Source organism: Streptomyces sp. NPDC029674, from assembly GCF_044903205.1.
GTDB lineage: Bacteria > Actinomycetota > Actinomycetes > Streptomycetales > Streptomycetaceae > Streptomyces.
This window is the reverse complement of record NZ_JBJDPY010000001.1, coordinates 795,102-810,338: the sequence shown is the minus strand read 5'-3', so window position 1 is coordinate 810,338 and position 15,237 is coordinate 795,102. Positions and strand designations below refer to the sequence as shown.

Sequence of the window (15,237 nt, the reverse complement as noted above, 5' to 3'; positions counted from 1 at the left end):
AGGCTCCGGTGTGATCACCCCATGATGCGGCATGGGCCGGGAGACGGCCGACACTGCCCCCCTCCGCTCTTATCAGACGCCGGGAACTTGTCGTCCGTTCCAGGAGTAGGTGAGAAGGGACGGAGAACACAGGGCATGGGGACAATCAGGGCAGGACACGAACGGGCCGGGTGGAGTGAGTGGAACGCGCACATGCGGAGGATTCGACTGAGGCGGGCGGCGCTTTGAGTGCCGACAGCCCCACGAACGGCCCAAAGGGGGCAGGGCCCATGAGGGGCGGTCTGGCCTTCAGCCCCGCCGACGAGGAGAAGCGCCGCGGCGTCCGCCGCATGAAGATCACGGCGACGGGACTCCTCGTCCTGGTCGCCGTCGTCTACGTACTGGCGAAGTGGGCGCAGCACTCCGGCGCAGGACCCTGGGCGGGGTATGTCGCCGCGGCCGCCGAGGCGGGCATGGTCGGCGCGCTCGCCGACTGGTTCGCGGTGACGGCGCTCTTCCGTCACCCGCTCGGCCTGCCCATCCCGCACACGGCGATCATCCCGAACAAGAAGGATCAGCTGGGCGCCTCCCTGGGCGACTTCGTGGGGGAGAACTTCCTCTCCGCCGATGTCGTACGGGGCCGCCTGCACGCGGTCGGCATCGGTAGCCGCCTCGGCAGCTGGCTCGCCGACCCCGAACACGCCGACCGGGTGACGGCCGAGCTCGCCACGGCCCTGCGCGGCGCCCTCACCGTGCTGCGCGACTCCGACGTGCAGGCCGTCGTCGGCGAGGCCATCACGCGGCGGGCCGACGCCCAGGAGATCGCCCCGGGCATGGGCAAGATGCTGGAGAAGGTCGTCGCGGACGGCGGCCACAAGCGGGTCGTGGACCTCGTCTGCGTACGCGCGCACGACTGGCTCGTCGAGCACGGCGACTCGGTGATGGACGCGGTGCAGGGCGGGGCGCCCGGCTGGACCCCGCGCTTCGTCGACAAGCGGGTCGGCGAGCGGGTCTACAAGGAACTGCTCCGCTTCGTCACCGAGATGCGGGACATGCCCGCACACCCCGCGCGGGGCGCCGTCGACCGGTTCCTCGCCGACTTCGCCGCCGACCTCCAGTCCGACTCGGACACGCGGGAGCGCGTGGAGCGCCTGAAGCGGGACATCCTCGCGCGCGGCGAGGTGCAGGACCTCATCGCCTCCGCCTGGTCGGCCGTGCGGGCGATGATCGTGGCCGCGGCGGAGGACGAGCGCAGCGAGCTGCGGCTGCGCGTGCGGGCCTCGCTGCTTTCGCTCGGCGCGCGGATGGCGAAGGACGGGCGGCTCCAGCAGAAGGTCGACGGCTGGGTGGAGGGCGCGGCGGTGTACGTGGTGACGACGTACCGCGACGAGATCACCTCGCTCATCACCGACACGGTGGCGGGCTGGGACGCCGAGCACACCTCGAAGAAGATCGAGGCGCACATCGGCCGTGACCTGCAGTTCATCCGGATCAACGGCACGGTGGTCGGCTCCCTGGCGGGGCTCGCGATCTATACGGTGTCGCGGCTGCTGGGGGCGTAGGGGCGCCGCGTACGGGTTTCTTCGTACGGGTTTCTTCGTACGGGGTTCTTCGGTGTGAGTGGCACCGCGGGGCGGCGCTCCGGCACGCAGCCGCCCCGCGTACGGCTGTCTTCGGCGGGCGTGAGTGCCCGTGGGCTGGGCACTCTGGAGTAACCCCTGGTGAGGTGCCACGGGGATGCCGGGAGGTGTCATGACCGCTGCCGATGATGCGACCGTCACCACGGCCGTGCCCGCCCGCCTGGACCGGCTGCCCTGGTCCCGCTGGCACTGGATGATCGTGATCGGCCTCGGCACGGTCTGGATCCTGGACGGCCTCGAGGTCACCACCGTCGGCAACATCGCGAGCCGCCTCTCCGAGGAAGGCAGCGGCCTGGCGATCAGTTCGGCCCAGGTCACCGGCCTGGCGGCGGCCCTCTACGTGGCGGGCGCCTGCGCCGGCGCGCTGTTCTTCGGCCGCCTCACCGACAAGTACGGCCGCAAGAAGCTCTTCATGGTGACCCTCGCCGTCTACCTCGGCGCCACCGCCCTGACGGCCCTCTCCTTCGACGCCTGGTGGTTCTTCCTCTTCCGGTTCCTGACCGGTTTCGGCATCGGCGGGGAGTACGCGGCCATCAACTCGGCGATCGACGAGCTGATCCCGTCCAAGTACCGCGGCCGCGTCGACCTGATCATCAACGGCAGCTACTGGCTGGGCGCGATCGGCGGCTCGCTGCTCTCCGTCCTCATGCTCAACACGAGCATCTTCCCGAAGGACCTGGGCTGGCGCCTCACCTTCGCCCTCGGCGTCGTCCTCGGCCTGGCGATCCTGCTCGTACGCCGCCACGTACCGGAGAGCCCGCGCTGGCAGTTCATCCACGGCCACGAGGAGGCGGCGGAGCGACTGGTCACGTCGGTGGAACGCGAGATCGAGGAGGAGAAGGGCGAACGCCTCCCACCCCCCGACCGCGAGATCACCATCCACCAGCGCAAGAGCATCGGCTTCGGCCTGATCGCCAAGACGGTGTTCCGCGACTACCCGAAGCGCGCGACCCTCGGCCTGTCCCTCTTCATCGGCCAGGCGTTCCTCTACAACGCGATCACGTTCGGCTTCGGCGCGATCCTCACCAAGTTCTTCGACGTCCCGTCGGGCAGCACGGGCTACTACTTCGCCGTCATCGCGGCGGGCAACTTCCTCGGCCCGCTCTTCCTCGGCAAGCTCTTCGACACGGTCGGCCGCCGCATCATGATCTCCTCGACGTACATCGTGTCGGGTGTTCTGCTCTTCGCCACGGCCTGGCTCTTCGACCGCGGCTCGCTCAGCGCCGTGACGCTCACGGCCTGCTGGTGCGTGGTCCTGTTCTTCGCGTCGGCGGGCGCGAGCAGCGCGTACCTCACGGTCTCGGAGATCTTCCCAATGGAGACGCGCGCCATGGCCATCGCCTTCTTCTACGCGGTGGGCACGGCGGCCGGCGGCATCAGCGGCCCGCTGATCTTCGCCGAGCTGACCGAGTCGGGCGTCGTCGGGGACACGGTCCTGGCCTTCCAGATCGGCGCGGGCCTGATGTGCGCGGCGGGCCTGGTCGCGGCGGCGCTGGTGGTGAAGGCGGAGCGGAGGTCGCTGGAGGACATCGCGACACCGCTTTCATCGACGGCGGCGACGACGGCGACGGCGAAGTGAGGGACAGCTCACACGGGGTGGCGGTACTCGTACGGGACGGCGTCCTGCCGATGGAACTGGGCCTGGTGCACCAGTTGTTCGGCGGCGCGCGGGGCCCGGCGGGGGAGCGGCTGTACGAGGTGCGGACGTGCGCGGTGACGGGTCCGGGCATGATCCGCACGGACGCGGACTTCCCGATCGGCGCGCCGCACGGCCCGGAGGCGCTGGCCTGGGCGGACACGGTGATCGTGCCCGCCTCGCACGAGGAGGACGAGTCACTCACCCCGGACGGCCTGCCGCCCTCGCTGGCGCGGGCGCTGGAATCCGCCGGGGCCGCCCGCCTGGCCTCAATCTGCACCGGAGCCTTCGTACTGGCGGCGGCGGGCCTGCTCGACGGCCGCAGGGCGACGACGCACTGGCTGTCGACGGACCTGTTCGCCCGTACGTTCCCCTCCGTGACGGTCGACCCCGACGTCCTGTACGTGGACGAGGGCACGATCCTGACGTCGGCGGGCGAGGCGGCGGGCGTGGACCTGTGCTTGCACCTGATCCGCAGGGACCACGGAGCGGCGGTGGCGGCGGACGTGGCACGCCGCACGGTGGTGCCGCCGCACAGGGAGGGCGGCCAGTCCCAATACATCCAACGCCCGGTGCCAGTCGATCAGTTGACGTCGACGGGCGCGGCACGCTCCTGGGCGGAAGCCCGCCTGCATGAACCCCTCACACTCCGCCAGCTGGCCGACCGGGCATCGATGAGCGTCCGCACGTTCAGCCGCCGCTTCCGCGAGGAGACGGGCCTGACGCCGATGCAGTGGCTGACGCAGCGCCGCGTGGACCGCGCCCGCGAACTCCTCGAATCGACGGACCACACGGTGGACAGGGTGGCGACGGAGACGGGCTTCGGCACGGCCACGTCGCTGAGGGCGCACTTCGCGGCGGGGGTGGGGGTGTCGCCGGCGGCGTACCGGACGACGTTCCGCGGCTCGGGCCCGCCGCCCCGGTAATGAGTACGCGTACTCTGTCGGGCCGCCCCACCGGACGGCACCGTCGTACACATGAAGGTGACGCTGATACCGCTACGGCAGACCGCACCGCTCCCCAGGTACGCGACCCGCCTCCTGGGCGCGGCGCTCGCGGCCACGGCATACGTGACGTGCCTCCCCTGGGACCTGCGCAACCGCCCGGAGACCCCGGACGCGCTCCACGTGACCTCACCGGTGACGACGTCAGGTGTGGCACTCCTGGCCCTGGCTCTCCTGTCCCTCTCCGCCTACTTCGGCATAAGGGACCGCCTGGCATGGACGCTGCTGGTGGTCGCGGCCCCACCGTCGACGCTGATGTACGTCTCCTTCGACTCACACCCCGCGCAGGACGGACAGATATTTCCTTTTCCTCTGGTGTGGGCGTTCTTCACGCTGGTGATGGGTGTGGGGGCCTTGGCGGCGGCGGTGGTGGCGAGGGGCGCGACGCGGCGCAGCGACGCGTGACGTGACCGGGCGGAGCTGCGTCCGCGACCCCGCGCCCCGCTTCCCTTCCTCGCCCCAGCTACCTACGGCGGTCGGCGAGGACCCAGGACGCGACCCCGACCCCACCCGCGACGCTGAAGACGGCGGGCCAGGCGCCCACCTTCTTGGCGAGGGGATGCGACCCGGCGAACCCGGCGACGTAAGCCGCGCTGAGCGCGGCCGCGGTCTTCCCACCGGCCGCCTCCCGCCACTGCCGAGCCGCAACGACCCCGGCAGCGGCGAGCACGACCCCGCCGAGGGGCCGCTTCTTGGTGACCCGCGCGGTGGCATAGCCCCCGACCAGCCCGCTCGCGGCCACCATTGCCGCCGGAATCCTCGCCATGATTGCTCCACCTCTCGGTGATACGTCCCGGTTATGTCCTTTGGCCCGAGGCTAACGCGCGGCAATCACGGCCCAACGCCCGGGCTCAGAGTTTGGCCTCCACGGGCTCAGGCTGCGCATCGGCCCACGCGGCAAGAACACGCACCGCGGCCGCCCGCGTCTCCCCTCCGACAGGCACCTCATCGAGCAACCGCCGCTCGGCGTTCGGCAGGGCCAGCTCCCGATAGAACTGCAAATCCTCATGCCCATGGACGGCGGCGTCACGACTGTTCGCGCCATACACAAGCCGCGGAATCCCGGCCCAGTAACAGGCGACGAGACACATGGGACAGGGCTCACTGCTCGAATACAGCGTGCAGTCGTCCAGGAGATAGGTCCCGAGCCGCCGCCCCGCGTCGCGCAGGGCGACGACCTCGGCATGAGCGGTCGGATCACACGCCTCAACGACGGAGTTGCTCCCGGACCCCACGACTTCCCCACCACGTACGACGACGGCGCCGAAGGGCTTCTTGGTACTGCCGTCTTCGAGTGAGCACCGGGAGTTGGCGACGGCCATCTCGAGAAACGTACGGTCGTGGTCCTGCTCGGGGGCGTAAGGCAAGGGGTCCTCCTCCTACGGTGTCGCGGCGTGCCGCCCATGTGGGTACATGGTTGACGGCTGAGCCGGTCTCACACACGACCGTGCCGCACGAGGGCCGAGAACTGTGTCACCGCCACGGACCGACCACCGACCATCAGAGCCGCTCGGCGGTGCCCGCGACGAACCGGGCCCAGGCAGTGGACGAGACGAGGAGGCGAGGCCCGTCGGCGCGCTTGGAGTCGCGTATGAGGACACCGCCGGGGAGAAAAGCGGTCTCCACGCACTCGGTGGTGTTGCCTCCGCTATAGGAGGACTTGTACCAGGTGAGGACCGGGGCAGAACAGGGCGTAACGGCAGACATTACAACTCCTTGCGGACGCGTTGAATCATGGAGGAGGAGGCTTCCATGTCCAACGCTTGTGCGCGGAGGTAGTCGAACGCAAGCCGGTATCGCTCCAGTTCCTCGTCCTTCTCCAGGAAGAGCGACCCGGTGTGGAGGTCGACGTACACGACGTCCAGCGTGGGTTCGGTGCCGCCGAGGATCACGAAGCTGCCCAGGGCGGCGCAGTGGGCCCCTTTGGAGAAGGGCAGGACTTGAAGCGTGATGCCAGGTGACTCGTTCGCTTCGAGGAGACGGCCGAGTTGTTCTTTCATGGCCGCCGGAGAGCCGACGACGCGCCGGATGACGGACTCGTCGAGGACCGCCCACAGGTGCGGGGCGGTCGGGCGGGTCAGGACTTCCTGGCGCTTCATGCGGATGTCTACGAGGCGCTCGATCTCAGCCGGGGCGAGGCGTACCTCGTTGGCTTGCTGGACTGCGGTGCTGTAGGCGCGGGTCTGCAGCAGTCCGGGGACGTAGACGCATGAGAAGTGGTCTTCACGTACCGCCTCGTCCTCCAGTGTGAGCAGAAGGTTCATGCTCTCGGGGATCGAGTCGGTGAAGGAGCTCCACCACCCTTGCTGCTTGGCATCCCTGGCGAGCGCCACAACCGCCCGGCGCTCGGCATCGGTTGCCGCGTACTCCCGGCAGAGGGCGTCGACCACGAGCCACTTGACCGGCCCGGCCTGCGTCTCGTACCGGCTGACCGTCGCCTTGGACACCCCGACGAGGGTGCCGGCCTCCTCAAGAGTCATGCCCCTCCGGGCACGTAGCTTCCGCATCATGGCGCCGAGCTGGCGTCGGCGAGTGGTGGTCCGTAGTGACATGTGGCTCCTCCTCGGAGGCCGGGCGTCCGGCCTGGGGCCGCAATCAGGCTATGCGGCCGGGCAGTTGGCCTTCCAGCGCGTTCACTCGAAGGATTCCCGTGAGAAGTTACACAGCGAGACTTCTCTGTGCCATGCTCGCAGCAGTTCACTACGCGGTGTAGCCGTACGGACACGGCAGGCGCAGCGCTGCGTGGCCTGAGAGGGAGTCTCTCCATGCCTGTTTACGACGAGGGCGAACGGCGGCTGCGCTGCGTCCTGCCATTTGAGGCCGCGCCGGCCGAACTACACCTGCTCCGCAAGGCGGTGAAGCACAACTTGGAGCACTGGGGTGCGCTGGGCGTCACCGATGAGGTTGCACTGATCGCGACAGAGCTGGCGACGAACGTCATCCAGCACGTCGGTGAGGGCGCGCCGGCGACGCTGGTACTCGAACCCCGCGGCGACCGCCTCCGCGTGGAGGTACACGACGGAAGCCGTGCCGTGCCGACGCTGAGCGCCGTGTGCGCCGAGGAGGAATGCGGGCGGGGCCTTCACCTCCTGGCTTCCCTGTGCGAGGAGTGGGGGACGCTCCTGACGGGGGCCGGGAAGGCGGTGTGGTGCGAGATCTCGCTGGGCCCTGCTCAGCAGTGCGCGCGAATCCAGCGTGCAACAGCGGTACTGGATGAGTACTGCAGGCTGGCCGGTCCTGGCCTGATGGCCGGGCCGGGGCGGGTGGTTCCGGAGGCGCTGGCTCCAGAGGTCATCGCTGACCTCCTGCACTGGCTCGCAGCGCAGGGCGGGGACCCGGATGAAGTGCTCGATCAGGCGCTGGTCCGCTATGAGTCGGCGGCAGGGGCGGCGTGAGGGCCGAGAGATGCCGTACTGCGAATCAGGGTCCTCAGCGCGTCGGGAGTGCGCCAGGATTCCCCCCGGCGGTTCTTGTGGCACATGCGGTGACAGTTGGCGCACAAGCAGGCAAGGTCGTCGAGCCTGGTGTTTCTGGGACCGGATATGTGGAGGGGGGTGACGTGGTGCACCTCGATGTATCCCTCGCCAAGTGCGCCGTATGTGCGCGCGAAGTCGAAGTCGCAGACTTCACAGCGCAACGGACGACCGTTCTGCCGCGCTTGCTTGATCTTCAGCTTGCGGAGTTTCGGGTCCCGCTCGCGGGCGAGCGCCTGACGGACGAGAAGCCGGCCCTCGATGGCTGTGGAGCCGGAGTCGTCGATCTCACCGGGCTGAGGTGGGATGAGCTGCAGCTGCCCCGAGCCGATTCCGTCCTCGATCGACCGGGCGGCCTCGAGCATCTCGGCCTCCCGGTCGATGAAAGCCTTGATCATCAAGCGCGTGGGCTCCCCGCATCGGGTGCCTCTACCGCTGTAGGCGGGGTGGTTCGTCGCGAAGTCGCTGGTCTTGCGGCTGACGCTGTCTGGAGACCGGAACCCAGGGATGGCATGGGCTTCCGCGGGATGAATGGGCAGCGACTGGAGCAACTCGGAAAGTTCTTGGACCTCTGGATCTCCGGTTCGCAGCTCACGCCAGCCGTTCTTTACGACGCGCGCTCCGGCCAGCACCAGCTCATCCTCAGTCCACGCAGGGATCCGCATGGGCAATATCGTATGAGTGTTCGTCGTGACGGAGGGTGTGTTCAGCGAACTATGGAACGTGCTGCACACTTGGGTAGGTCTCGTTGTCAGTGGGGTCTGTCACCCTCTGTGATGGTGGTGCGCGCTGTGTGCCCGCCGCTGCGCATCGGTAAGGAGGGGGCATGACCCACATGAATGAGCTTGAGTACACCTCTGTGGAGATCTGTGCTGGAGCAGGTGGGCAGGCCATCGGTCTGCATCAGGCTGGTTTCAGACATCTCGCGTTGGTGGAGATCGACCCGCATGCGGCCAAGACGCTCCGCGAGAACGTCACCAAGCGCGACGGATGGGACTGGGAGAGAGAGCACTGCGACGTCCTCTCGGCAGATGTCAAGGACTTCAAGCCCTTCGAGGACCTGGAGAAGAGCGGCGGGCTGCTCCGAACCCAGGGTCTTGACCTCCTTGCGGGCGGTGTCCCGTGTCCCCCCTTCTCCCACGCCGGTAAGCAACTCGGCAGAGACGATGAGCGTGACCTCTTCCCGCGCATGCTGGAACTGGTCAAGGAGCTCAACCCGCGTGCGGTGATGATCGAGAACGTCCGCGGGATCATGGACCCGAAGTTCGCTGACTACCGGGACTGGATCAAGGCCAGGCTTCAGGGAGGCACGTACCTGGAGGAGAACGGCGAGCAGGCTCACGACCAGGGACTCGGCTACACCGTCTGCAAGTGGGGTGTCCTGGAGGCCAGCGACTTCGGCGTCCCTCAGCTCCGCCCGCGCGCCGTCCTCGTAGCCATCCGGAACGATGTGCTGAAGGACGTCAAGTACGAATGGCCGACGCCGACACACGAGGACCCGGTCAGTGTCGCCGTAAGCCTCCAGCCGACCATGCACGAGCGGTACGAGCGGTACTTCGAGGGGGAGCACGCAGAGCGAGCCCGGGCTGCCTACGAACGGTGGCTGAAGAAGGCCGAAGAGCGTGACGCCGAACTCAAGGGCAAGGGCGGCGGCATCGCCCCTACTCTCGTCGGCGGATCGAAGAAGCATGGCGGAGCGGACCTGGGGCCCAGCCGGGCAAAAGCCGCCTGGAAGCAACTGGGTGTCTCGGGGCTTGGCGTCGCCAATGATGCCGACAAATGCAAGGAGAAGGGGACCGAGGACCGGGACCTCTTTGGACCGGACGGCCCTATGCTCACGGTGGAGCAGGCTGCAATCATCCAGGGGTTCCCGCGAAAATGGGATTTCACTGGTGGTAAGACTGCGCAGTACCGGCAGGTGGGAAATGCATTCCCGCCTCCCGTGGCGAAGGCGGTCGGGGAATCGATTCTGGACGTCCTTAAGGCTGCGCGCGAGCGCGACCGGAAGAAGAGCTGATCAGACGTCCTGACCGTCACCCGGGCTTCGGTTCCGGCGCCTCTCGACCTCTGCGGTGATCCGCGCCGCGCAATCCTCGGCTGGCTCGTGCTCCCAGAATCGGAGCACGAGCCAGCCTGCGTCGGTGAGGCGCTGGTCGGTGTCCCGGTCGCGGGTCACATTCCGGAGAACTTTGTCCGACCAGTAGCCGGAATTCGTCTTCGGCGGCACGTAGTGCTCAGGGCAGCCATGCCAATAACACCCATCGATGAACACGGCGATCCGTGCCGGACGGAATACCATGTCCGCGGTCCGACGCAGGCCTGGAAGAGGCTTGGCGGCAACCCGATAGCGCAATCCTTGCGCGTGCACGAGTCGCCGGATCAGCCTTTCAGGTTTCGTGTCTCGGCTCCGGATGGCCTGCATATTCCGGCGGCGCGCGGCGGATGAGGCCCACGAACCGACAGGTGGTTCCCAATCATCATCGGGCACGGTGTGCTCCCCGGTCTTGCTACAGGATGTCGCCACTGTTTTTCAGGTCGCTCACCAGCACGTCGAGTCCATGCAGGGTGAGAGCTTCCGCTCGGAAAATCCCTTCCTGGCGCAGTGAAGCCAGGTCCGGCCAGCGATCTTGGGCCAGGGTGCCTGCTGGCAGTTCGTTTACGGACATCCATGCACCAGCCCAACCAGGGCACAAATGATAGGTCCGGTCCTCGATGCTCTCGCGGGCAACGCTTGCAGCACGCGGGAACTCGGCAGTCGCCATTGCGTACGGAACATCTGGCCTGTACCGCGTAAGGGGAACCATCTGGGCGGCTTCGGTACCTCGATCGGAACGCCAGGTCCACTTGGACGAGAGAGCCGCGACGAGCCGGTTGCCACTGTCGATGATGAGAATGTCGCTCTTGCGGTCTCCCACATCCCTGCGCATGTGCAGGCCGCGGATATGCGTGAGAGGGACCTCGTGGCGGACCTGCCAGCCGGAAGGAAGGCTACGCTCCAAAAAGTAGATCAGCAGGTCCCTGAAGAGAGCTCCTCGTGTCCCTCCAGACTGGTGAGGCGGTCTGGCGATGTGGATCTCCCTGGTGGCCACCACATCCGTCCAGATGGCGAGCACGGCGAGTTCGGCCGAGGTGCGGCGTCGGAAGCCGTGACCGTGGGCTGTATCGGAAACCTTGTCATCCAAGCGGCACGTCCGCACCACAGGACTCCACCTGACGGGCCCGGCCGTGTGGGCTCCGGCATCTTCCAGCGCCGTGCCGGCGGAGTCATATGCAGTGAAGCCTGCGTCGGTAAGCCAAGTGGGATTCCAGCCTAGTTCAAGACGCTCGCTGGCTTGAACTAGGGTCTCAGACTGCTTGATTTCGATATTCGCAGAGTGGGCGAGCGCAGACTCGTTCCAGCACAGCCCCATGAGAACCGCACTGATGGCTTCATGGTCACTCAAGTGCTGTTCGACTAGGGACTTATGGTCATCATTCAGCGGCATTGGTTCTCTCGGTGCTTTCGAAGCGCATTGTTGCTGGGCGAAGTTGGCCTAGGCGCGGGAGGCAGGTGACGGTAGCGTCGGAGCCATCTCCGGCGGATCTTCAGCCGTCGCAATCACCCAGTCCTGGCCGTCAATGGATGCTCTAGGTAGATTGCTGTGGTGTGACTGGGCGGTCGCGACGCGTACGCTTACGAACTCGCCTTCGCGAGATGGAGGGAGGCCCAACCTCTCAGCGATTCTCCGGTGGCTTTCGTAGTCCCCCATGATGATGATGCCTGCAGGCCGGAGGGCCGAGCGTGAACCCCCGTTACCGCGGACGCGTTTCATGTAGTCCTTCTGCTGCGCGACCGTTCGTACAACATTGCGCCCTATGCGTCGCCGCTGCACTCGCCGGAAGAGCTCATTCAGGCGCTGTTGCCCGGACTTGGAAGCGAAGACGATCTCCCGGTCGGCGGGGTCCATGTGAAGTAGTACATTCTCCGGGAGGTCCGCGTTATGCCAAAGCCACATGATCCGGTTCCGGTGCTCGGCCTTCACCGTGAGCTTTGAGTCACGGTTTCCGCCGTGGTTGAGCCACTCGTCACGCACTCGGAAGAGCCCGGCACTCCACCTGCTTTTGTAGTCGTCGGCCCAGACGAGGAGGCAAATGTGTCCCATTGCCTCAGGCGGGATCATCCAGCCGCCGAACTGCTGGGAGTACTTGCAGTCGACCTCGATGTCCGCGATGCGGTAGTCCATCGCCTGACCGTCCGAGAACTTGAACTCACGTTGCAGATTGATCTCGACGAGGGTTCCTGCATGTGTCTTCTCGGTCTTGAACAGGGTCTTCCAGTCGTACCGGCCCGTGGCTTCGCCGTTGAGAAGCTGATCAATGGTGTCGCGGAGCACACTGGCGAATCGGTCCCCCGTCGGGTCGACACGACGCAGATACTCATGAACTGCCGCGAGGTCAGGATCGTCATGCGACGCCTCGCGGCTGGCGATGCTGGTTGCGGCCGAGAAGTCCAGAGGTAACAAAAGTAGCCGTCCTTCAGTTGTGTCGGCTTAGGTTTATTCCGCATTCGGAATAATCGCCTCGCCGTATTGACTGGAATCTTTGGTGCGGAATCGGACAAGTTGGCGGCCGGAGTCGATCGCGCTCTTCGGCGGGATAAGAGTGAAGGCCATGATGACGCGGGAAGGGTCAGCCGCGCCATCAGCGGCAGCGGCTCGGACCTCTGCCTCGCTGTCCGCCTCTACCACGGGATAGAGCAGAACAACTCCCCTGTGGGGCCCCACGAGTGGCTGGAGACCCCCGTCCGTGGGTGAGTTTCCGGCGCCGACCAGGTCCAGGGCAGCCGAGCGATGCTCAAGTCCCGCGATACGGCCGAAGGACACCTTGCCCTGCTGGCGGCGCCTTCGGACGAGTGACAGCGGGACGGATCCGAGGATGGAAGCCTCAACCCTGCCGACGGAGGAGAGCTGGGGCGCGACGATAAGCCAGTCGTCGACCCGGGCCAGCGTGCCGTCCAGCTGGCTCAAATACGTGAGGTGGGGCGCGAAGTGGCCGGGGCGTTCCCACTCGAGTGTGCCCAGGAGCGAGACCAGTTCCCCGTGGCTGACCACACCGGTACGGCCTTGGAAGGTCCGTACTCGTGAGCCGTCCCTGCCCGGCTGGGTGGTGAACGCGGAGGGAGGGGCGCCGAGAGAGTCGAGAAGGGGACGCCAGCGCTCGGTATTGCGTTTGATGGCGGCCGCCTTGGTCGGATAGGCGGCGGGCTCGATGGGCTTGCCGGGGGAACGGATCTCCAACAGCTCCGCGTTGTACATCTTGTTCGCACTTGCGGGCTTCAGCCATGACAGATGCTGTGAGACGAGCGGTGGCACCTGGGCCGGAGTCACCTGGGGTTTGCCGTCGACCAGTTCGGCATATTGTTGGAGCTGTTCACGGAACGTCTCTTCGTCCAGGCAGATCGCCTCGAACGCCTCGTACAGATCGATGTCCTTCTTGCCCATCGTCTCCTCACGCCCCAGGTAGAGGCGGACGAGGTCCTGGTAGCCCTTGCGGAAGCCGAACCAGCGGCCCATCTGCATCAGGGTGGAGGCGTTGTTGGTGCGACGGCGGTAGTAGGTGACAGTGAGGCCCTCCACCGTGAACCCACGGGCGAGCTTCTGGCCGCCGATCAGGATCTTCCAGATCGAGCGTTTATCGAAGTCGGCCTCGCCGGTCTCGATGTCTTTGTCGCCGTTCACGACGATGATCGGCTGATCGTCGCCTCCGATACGCATGGCAGCCGCGCCGATATAGGGAGCCAGCTCGTCGTACGAGGGTGGGGTCGCGTAGCCGTCGGCGCGGACGTGCGAGACGGGGGCGAGGTCGGTCTCGAAGAGTTCGCGCAGGCGTTCACGGCCGGAGGGACCCGCGTAGCCGGAGTTCCACCACAACCGAGTGACGCGCCCGAGGAGTTCACGGTGCTCCGCAGTGCGCACCGATTCGTGGATGAGCATGGTGTGGTGCTGGAAGTAGCGGTCCCCGAGACCGTTGGCCTCACGGTAGAGCTTCATCGCGGCTGTCAGGACGAACATGTCCATGGCCTGCTGCAGCGCTGTGTCGTCCTCGTCGGAGGAGAGGTGGATGTCGCGCACGTGCGCCCGCTCGTTGGAGTTGGCGTAGGTGCGCTCCTCGGAAGGCAGGGGCGAGTCGAGGTCGTGGAAGTCCTGTACCCCCATGTACCCCGTAGGCCGGGGGAGCGAGACGATGAAGTCCTTGGGGAAGATGTCCGCCGTGTCGCTGGGGTCGATGAAGACGTTGGCGAAGGGGGTCGCCGTGTAGCCGACGTACTGCGCGCGCGGGAGCATGCTCAGGAGCTCGGAGATCTTCTGGTTGATGGCAGTGCGCTCGGCGTCCGGCTTGTTCGGGTTGGCCGTGTTGACCGACGCCTCGTCGGATTCGTCGTCAATGATCAGGACGGGGATCTCCGACAGCGGCGTCTTGATCTTGTTCAGGTCCTTCACCAGCTTGGTGAGGACGGACTTGTTCTTCTTCACGACCATCAGCCGGGCCGAGGAGCGGTGCAGGTTCCGCGGGTCGTGGAGGGGAAGCGCGGGCTCCTGCTTCTCGAACTCCAGGGCCACGATGCCCTGGAGGAGGCTCTTGTAGTCGTTGTCCCGCGTCGTCATCCGTACGATGTCGAACCCGCCCAGGGCGGAGGGCAGTCCACCATGGGTGAGGAACTTGCCCTTGGACCAGGCCGGGTCGTCCGCGTAGTCCGACTCGTACTCGGCGGCTCCGCGCAGGATGTTCTCCCGGCCCACGAGTTCCATGTCCAGACGCCGTTGGGTCTGCGCGCGCAGCAGGTTGAGGGTGCCGCCGAGGACGATGACCAGCCGGTAGCCGGCGTCGATGGCCTTGGCGATGACACCGGTGAAGTTCGCGGTCTTGCCCGACTGCACATAGCCGACGACGAGGCCCTTGGACTGATAGGCCTCCTCGGAGGTCGGGTCGGCGAGGTGCGCGACCACGCTGTCGGTGGCCGCGTCCAAGCTCGCGATCCCGGGCCAGTCCTTGTCCGTGAGCAGTCGCCGATAGGCGGGCCAGTACCAAGTGCGGCCCTGCTGGGACTGCGGCGTGTACCAGGGGGTGTGCTCTGTGGCGATGACCACGTGTCCGGCCGTCCGTGGCACCGGCACCAGCTCGACGAGCCGCTTCTTGGTCTCCTCGCCCAGCCTCAGCAGGTCGAGGACTGCGGCCCGGCGTTCGTCGGTACGGGGCTCGGTGTCGGTCCAGCCGGGGCTCTCCGCGTAGTCCCACTGAGTGAGCTGCTTGCGCCAGAGCTCGACCAGTTGGTCTGTCGAATGCGAGGTGTAGAGGACATCCTGAAAATCCTCCTCGGTCGCGTGCGCGACTGCCTCCGGGACGTCTTCTTCCGCCTGGTACGCGAGGGCGCGGGCCAGACTCTTCGGGCGGGCCTGCATGCCTGCGAGAGCCGACTCGTGCAGGGTGAGCCGGATGGCTGCGGGGTTGGTCATCGGAGGTCCTCG

15 protein-coding genes are annotated in these 15,237 nt (G+C 66.8%); 6 read left to right on the top strand and 9 right to left on the bottom strand.

The window, feature by feature from the left end; translation table 11 throughout:
* The first annotated feature begins 269 nt into the window (after positions 1 to 269).
* The 4 genes from ACI2L3_RS03560 (at position 270) to ACI2L3_RS03545 (ending at position 4,664) form a co-directional block, all read left to right on the top strand.
* Entirely contained in the window at positions 270 to 1,541 is a 1,272-nt protein-coding gene (locus tag ACI2L3_RS03560) for a DUF445 domain-containing protein (protein ID WP_404750614.1), read from the top strand.
* 190 nt (positions 1,542 to 1,731) lie between these two features.
* On the top strand, positions 1,732 to 3,198 hold the full coding sequence (locus ACI2L3_RS03555; RefSeq protein WP_404750613.1) for an MFS transporter: 1,467 nt from the start codon (positions 1,732 to 1,734) through the stop codon (positions 3,196 to 3,198).
* Between the two features lie 50 nt (positions 3,199 to 3,248).
* Positions 3,249 to 4,181 carry a GlxA family transcriptional regulator gene (locus ACI2L3_RS03550; RefSeq protein WP_404750710.1) on the top strand — a complete coding sequence of 311 codons (933 nt, stop codon included), beginning with the start codon at positions 3,249 to 3,251 and terminating at the stop codon, positions 4,179 to 4,181.
* Between the two features lie 51 nt (positions 4,182 to 4,232).
* A complete protein-coding gene (locus tag ACI2L3_RS03545; RefSeq protein ID WP_404750612.1) occupies positions 4,233 to 4,664 on the top strand; it encodes a hypothetical protein in 432 nt (143 codons plus the stop codon).
* Positions 4,665 to 4,722: 58 nt separating this feature from the next.
* On the opposite strand, the gene ACI2L3_RS03540 is transcribed toward ACI2L3_RS03545, so the two are convergent.
* The 4 genes from ACI2L3_RS03540 to ACI2L3_RS03525 all read right to left on the bottom strand — a co-directional run bounded on the left by ACI2L3_RS03540 (position 4,723) and on the right by ACI2L3_RS03525 (position 6,811).
* Positions 4,723 to 5,025: a hypothetical protein gene (locus ACI2L3_RS03540; protein ID WP_404750611.1), complete on the bottom strand. Its 303-nt coding sequence runs from the start codon at positions 5,023 to 5,025 to the stop codon at positions 4,723 to 4,725.
* 85 nt (positions 5,026 to 5,110) lie between these two features.
* Positions 5,111 to 5,626 (bottom strand): nucleoside deaminase, encoded by a 516-nt coding sequence (locus ACI2L3_RS03535; protein ID WP_404750610.1) that lies wholly within the window; start codon positions 5,624 to 5,626, stop codon positions 5,111 to 5,113.
* Positions 5,627 to 5,759: 133 nt separating this feature from the next.
* Positions 5,760 to 5,966 carry a DUF397 domain-containing protein gene (locus ACI2L3_RS03530; protein ID WP_404750609.1) on the bottom strand — a complete coding sequence of 69 codons (207 nt, stop codon included), beginning with the start codon at positions 5,964 to 5,966 and terminating at the stop codon, positions 5,760 to 5,762.
* The gene (locus ACI2L3_RS03525) at positions 5,966 to 6,811 is read right to left on the bottom strand and encodes a helix-turn-helix domain-containing protein (protein WP_404750608.1); all 846 of its coding nucleotides are present in this window, start codon (positions 6,809 to 6,811) and stop codon (positions 5,966 to 5,968) included. Before ACI2L3_RS03525 ends, ACI2L3_RS03530 begins: the two co-directional genes overlap by 1 nt.
* 213 nt (positions 6,812 to 7,024) lie before the next feature.
* On the opposite strand from ACI2L3_RS03525, the gene ACI2L3_RS03520 reads away from it, so the two are divergent.
* Positions 7,025 to 7,654 (top strand): ATP-binding protein, encoded by a 630-nt coding sequence (locus ACI2L3_RS03520; RefSeq protein WP_404750607.1) that lies wholly within the window; start codon positions 7,025 to 7,027, stop codon positions 7,652 to 7,654.
* Here ACI2L3_RS03520 and ACI2L3_RS03515 read toward each other — a convergent pair.
* Entirely contained in the window at positions 7,627 to 8,397 is a 771-nt protein-coding gene (locus ACI2L3_RS03515) for an HNH endonuclease (RefSeq protein ID WP_404750606.1), read from the bottom strand. The two genes, ACI2L3_RS03520 and ACI2L3_RS03515, sit on opposite strands and share 28 nt — an antisense overlap.
* A 161-nt stretch (positions 8,398 to 8,558) precedes the next feature.
* Between ACI2L3_RS03515 and ACI2L3_RS03510 the strand changes: the two genes are divergently transcribed.
* Positions 8,559 to 9,749 (top strand): DNA cytosine methyltransferase, encoded by a 1,191-nt coding sequence (locus ACI2L3_RS03510; protein WP_404750605.1) that lies wholly within the window; start codon positions 8,559 to 8,561, stop codon positions 9,747 to 9,749.
* Here the strand turns inward: ACI2L3_RS03510 and ACI2L3_RS03505 are convergent, their stop codons facing one another.
* From ACI2L3_RS03505 to ACI2L3_RS03490, 4 genes are read right to left on the bottom strand one after another with little or no spacing between them, the layout of a single operon-like run.
* A complete protein-coding gene (locus ACI2L3_RS03505) occupies positions 9,750 to 10,220 on the bottom strand; it encodes a very short patch repair endonuclease (RefSeq protein WP_404750604.1) in 471 nt (156 codons plus the stop codon).
* Between the two features lie 19 nt (positions 10,221 to 10,239).
* Positions 10,240 to 11,217: a hypothetical protein gene (locus tag ACI2L3_RS03500; RefSeq protein WP_404750603.1), complete on the bottom strand. Its 978-nt coding sequence runs from the start codon at positions 11,215 to 11,217 to the stop codon at positions 10,240 to 10,242.
* Between the two features lie 48 nt (positions 11,218 to 11,265).
* A complete protein-coding gene (locus tag ACI2L3_RS03495) occupies positions 11,266 to 12,234 on the bottom strand; it encodes a NaeI family type II restriction endonuclease (protein ID WP_404750602.1) in 969 nt (322 codons plus the stop codon).
* A 33-nt stretch (positions 12,235 to 12,267) separates the two neighbouring features.
* Positions 12,268 to 15,225, bottom strand: coding sequence for a Z1 domain-containing protein (locus ACI2L3_RS03490; protein ID WP_404750601.1), 2,958 nt, complete (start codon positions 15,223 to 15,225; stop codon positions 12,268 to 12,270).
* Positions 15,226 to 15,237 lie beyond the last annotated feature (12 nt).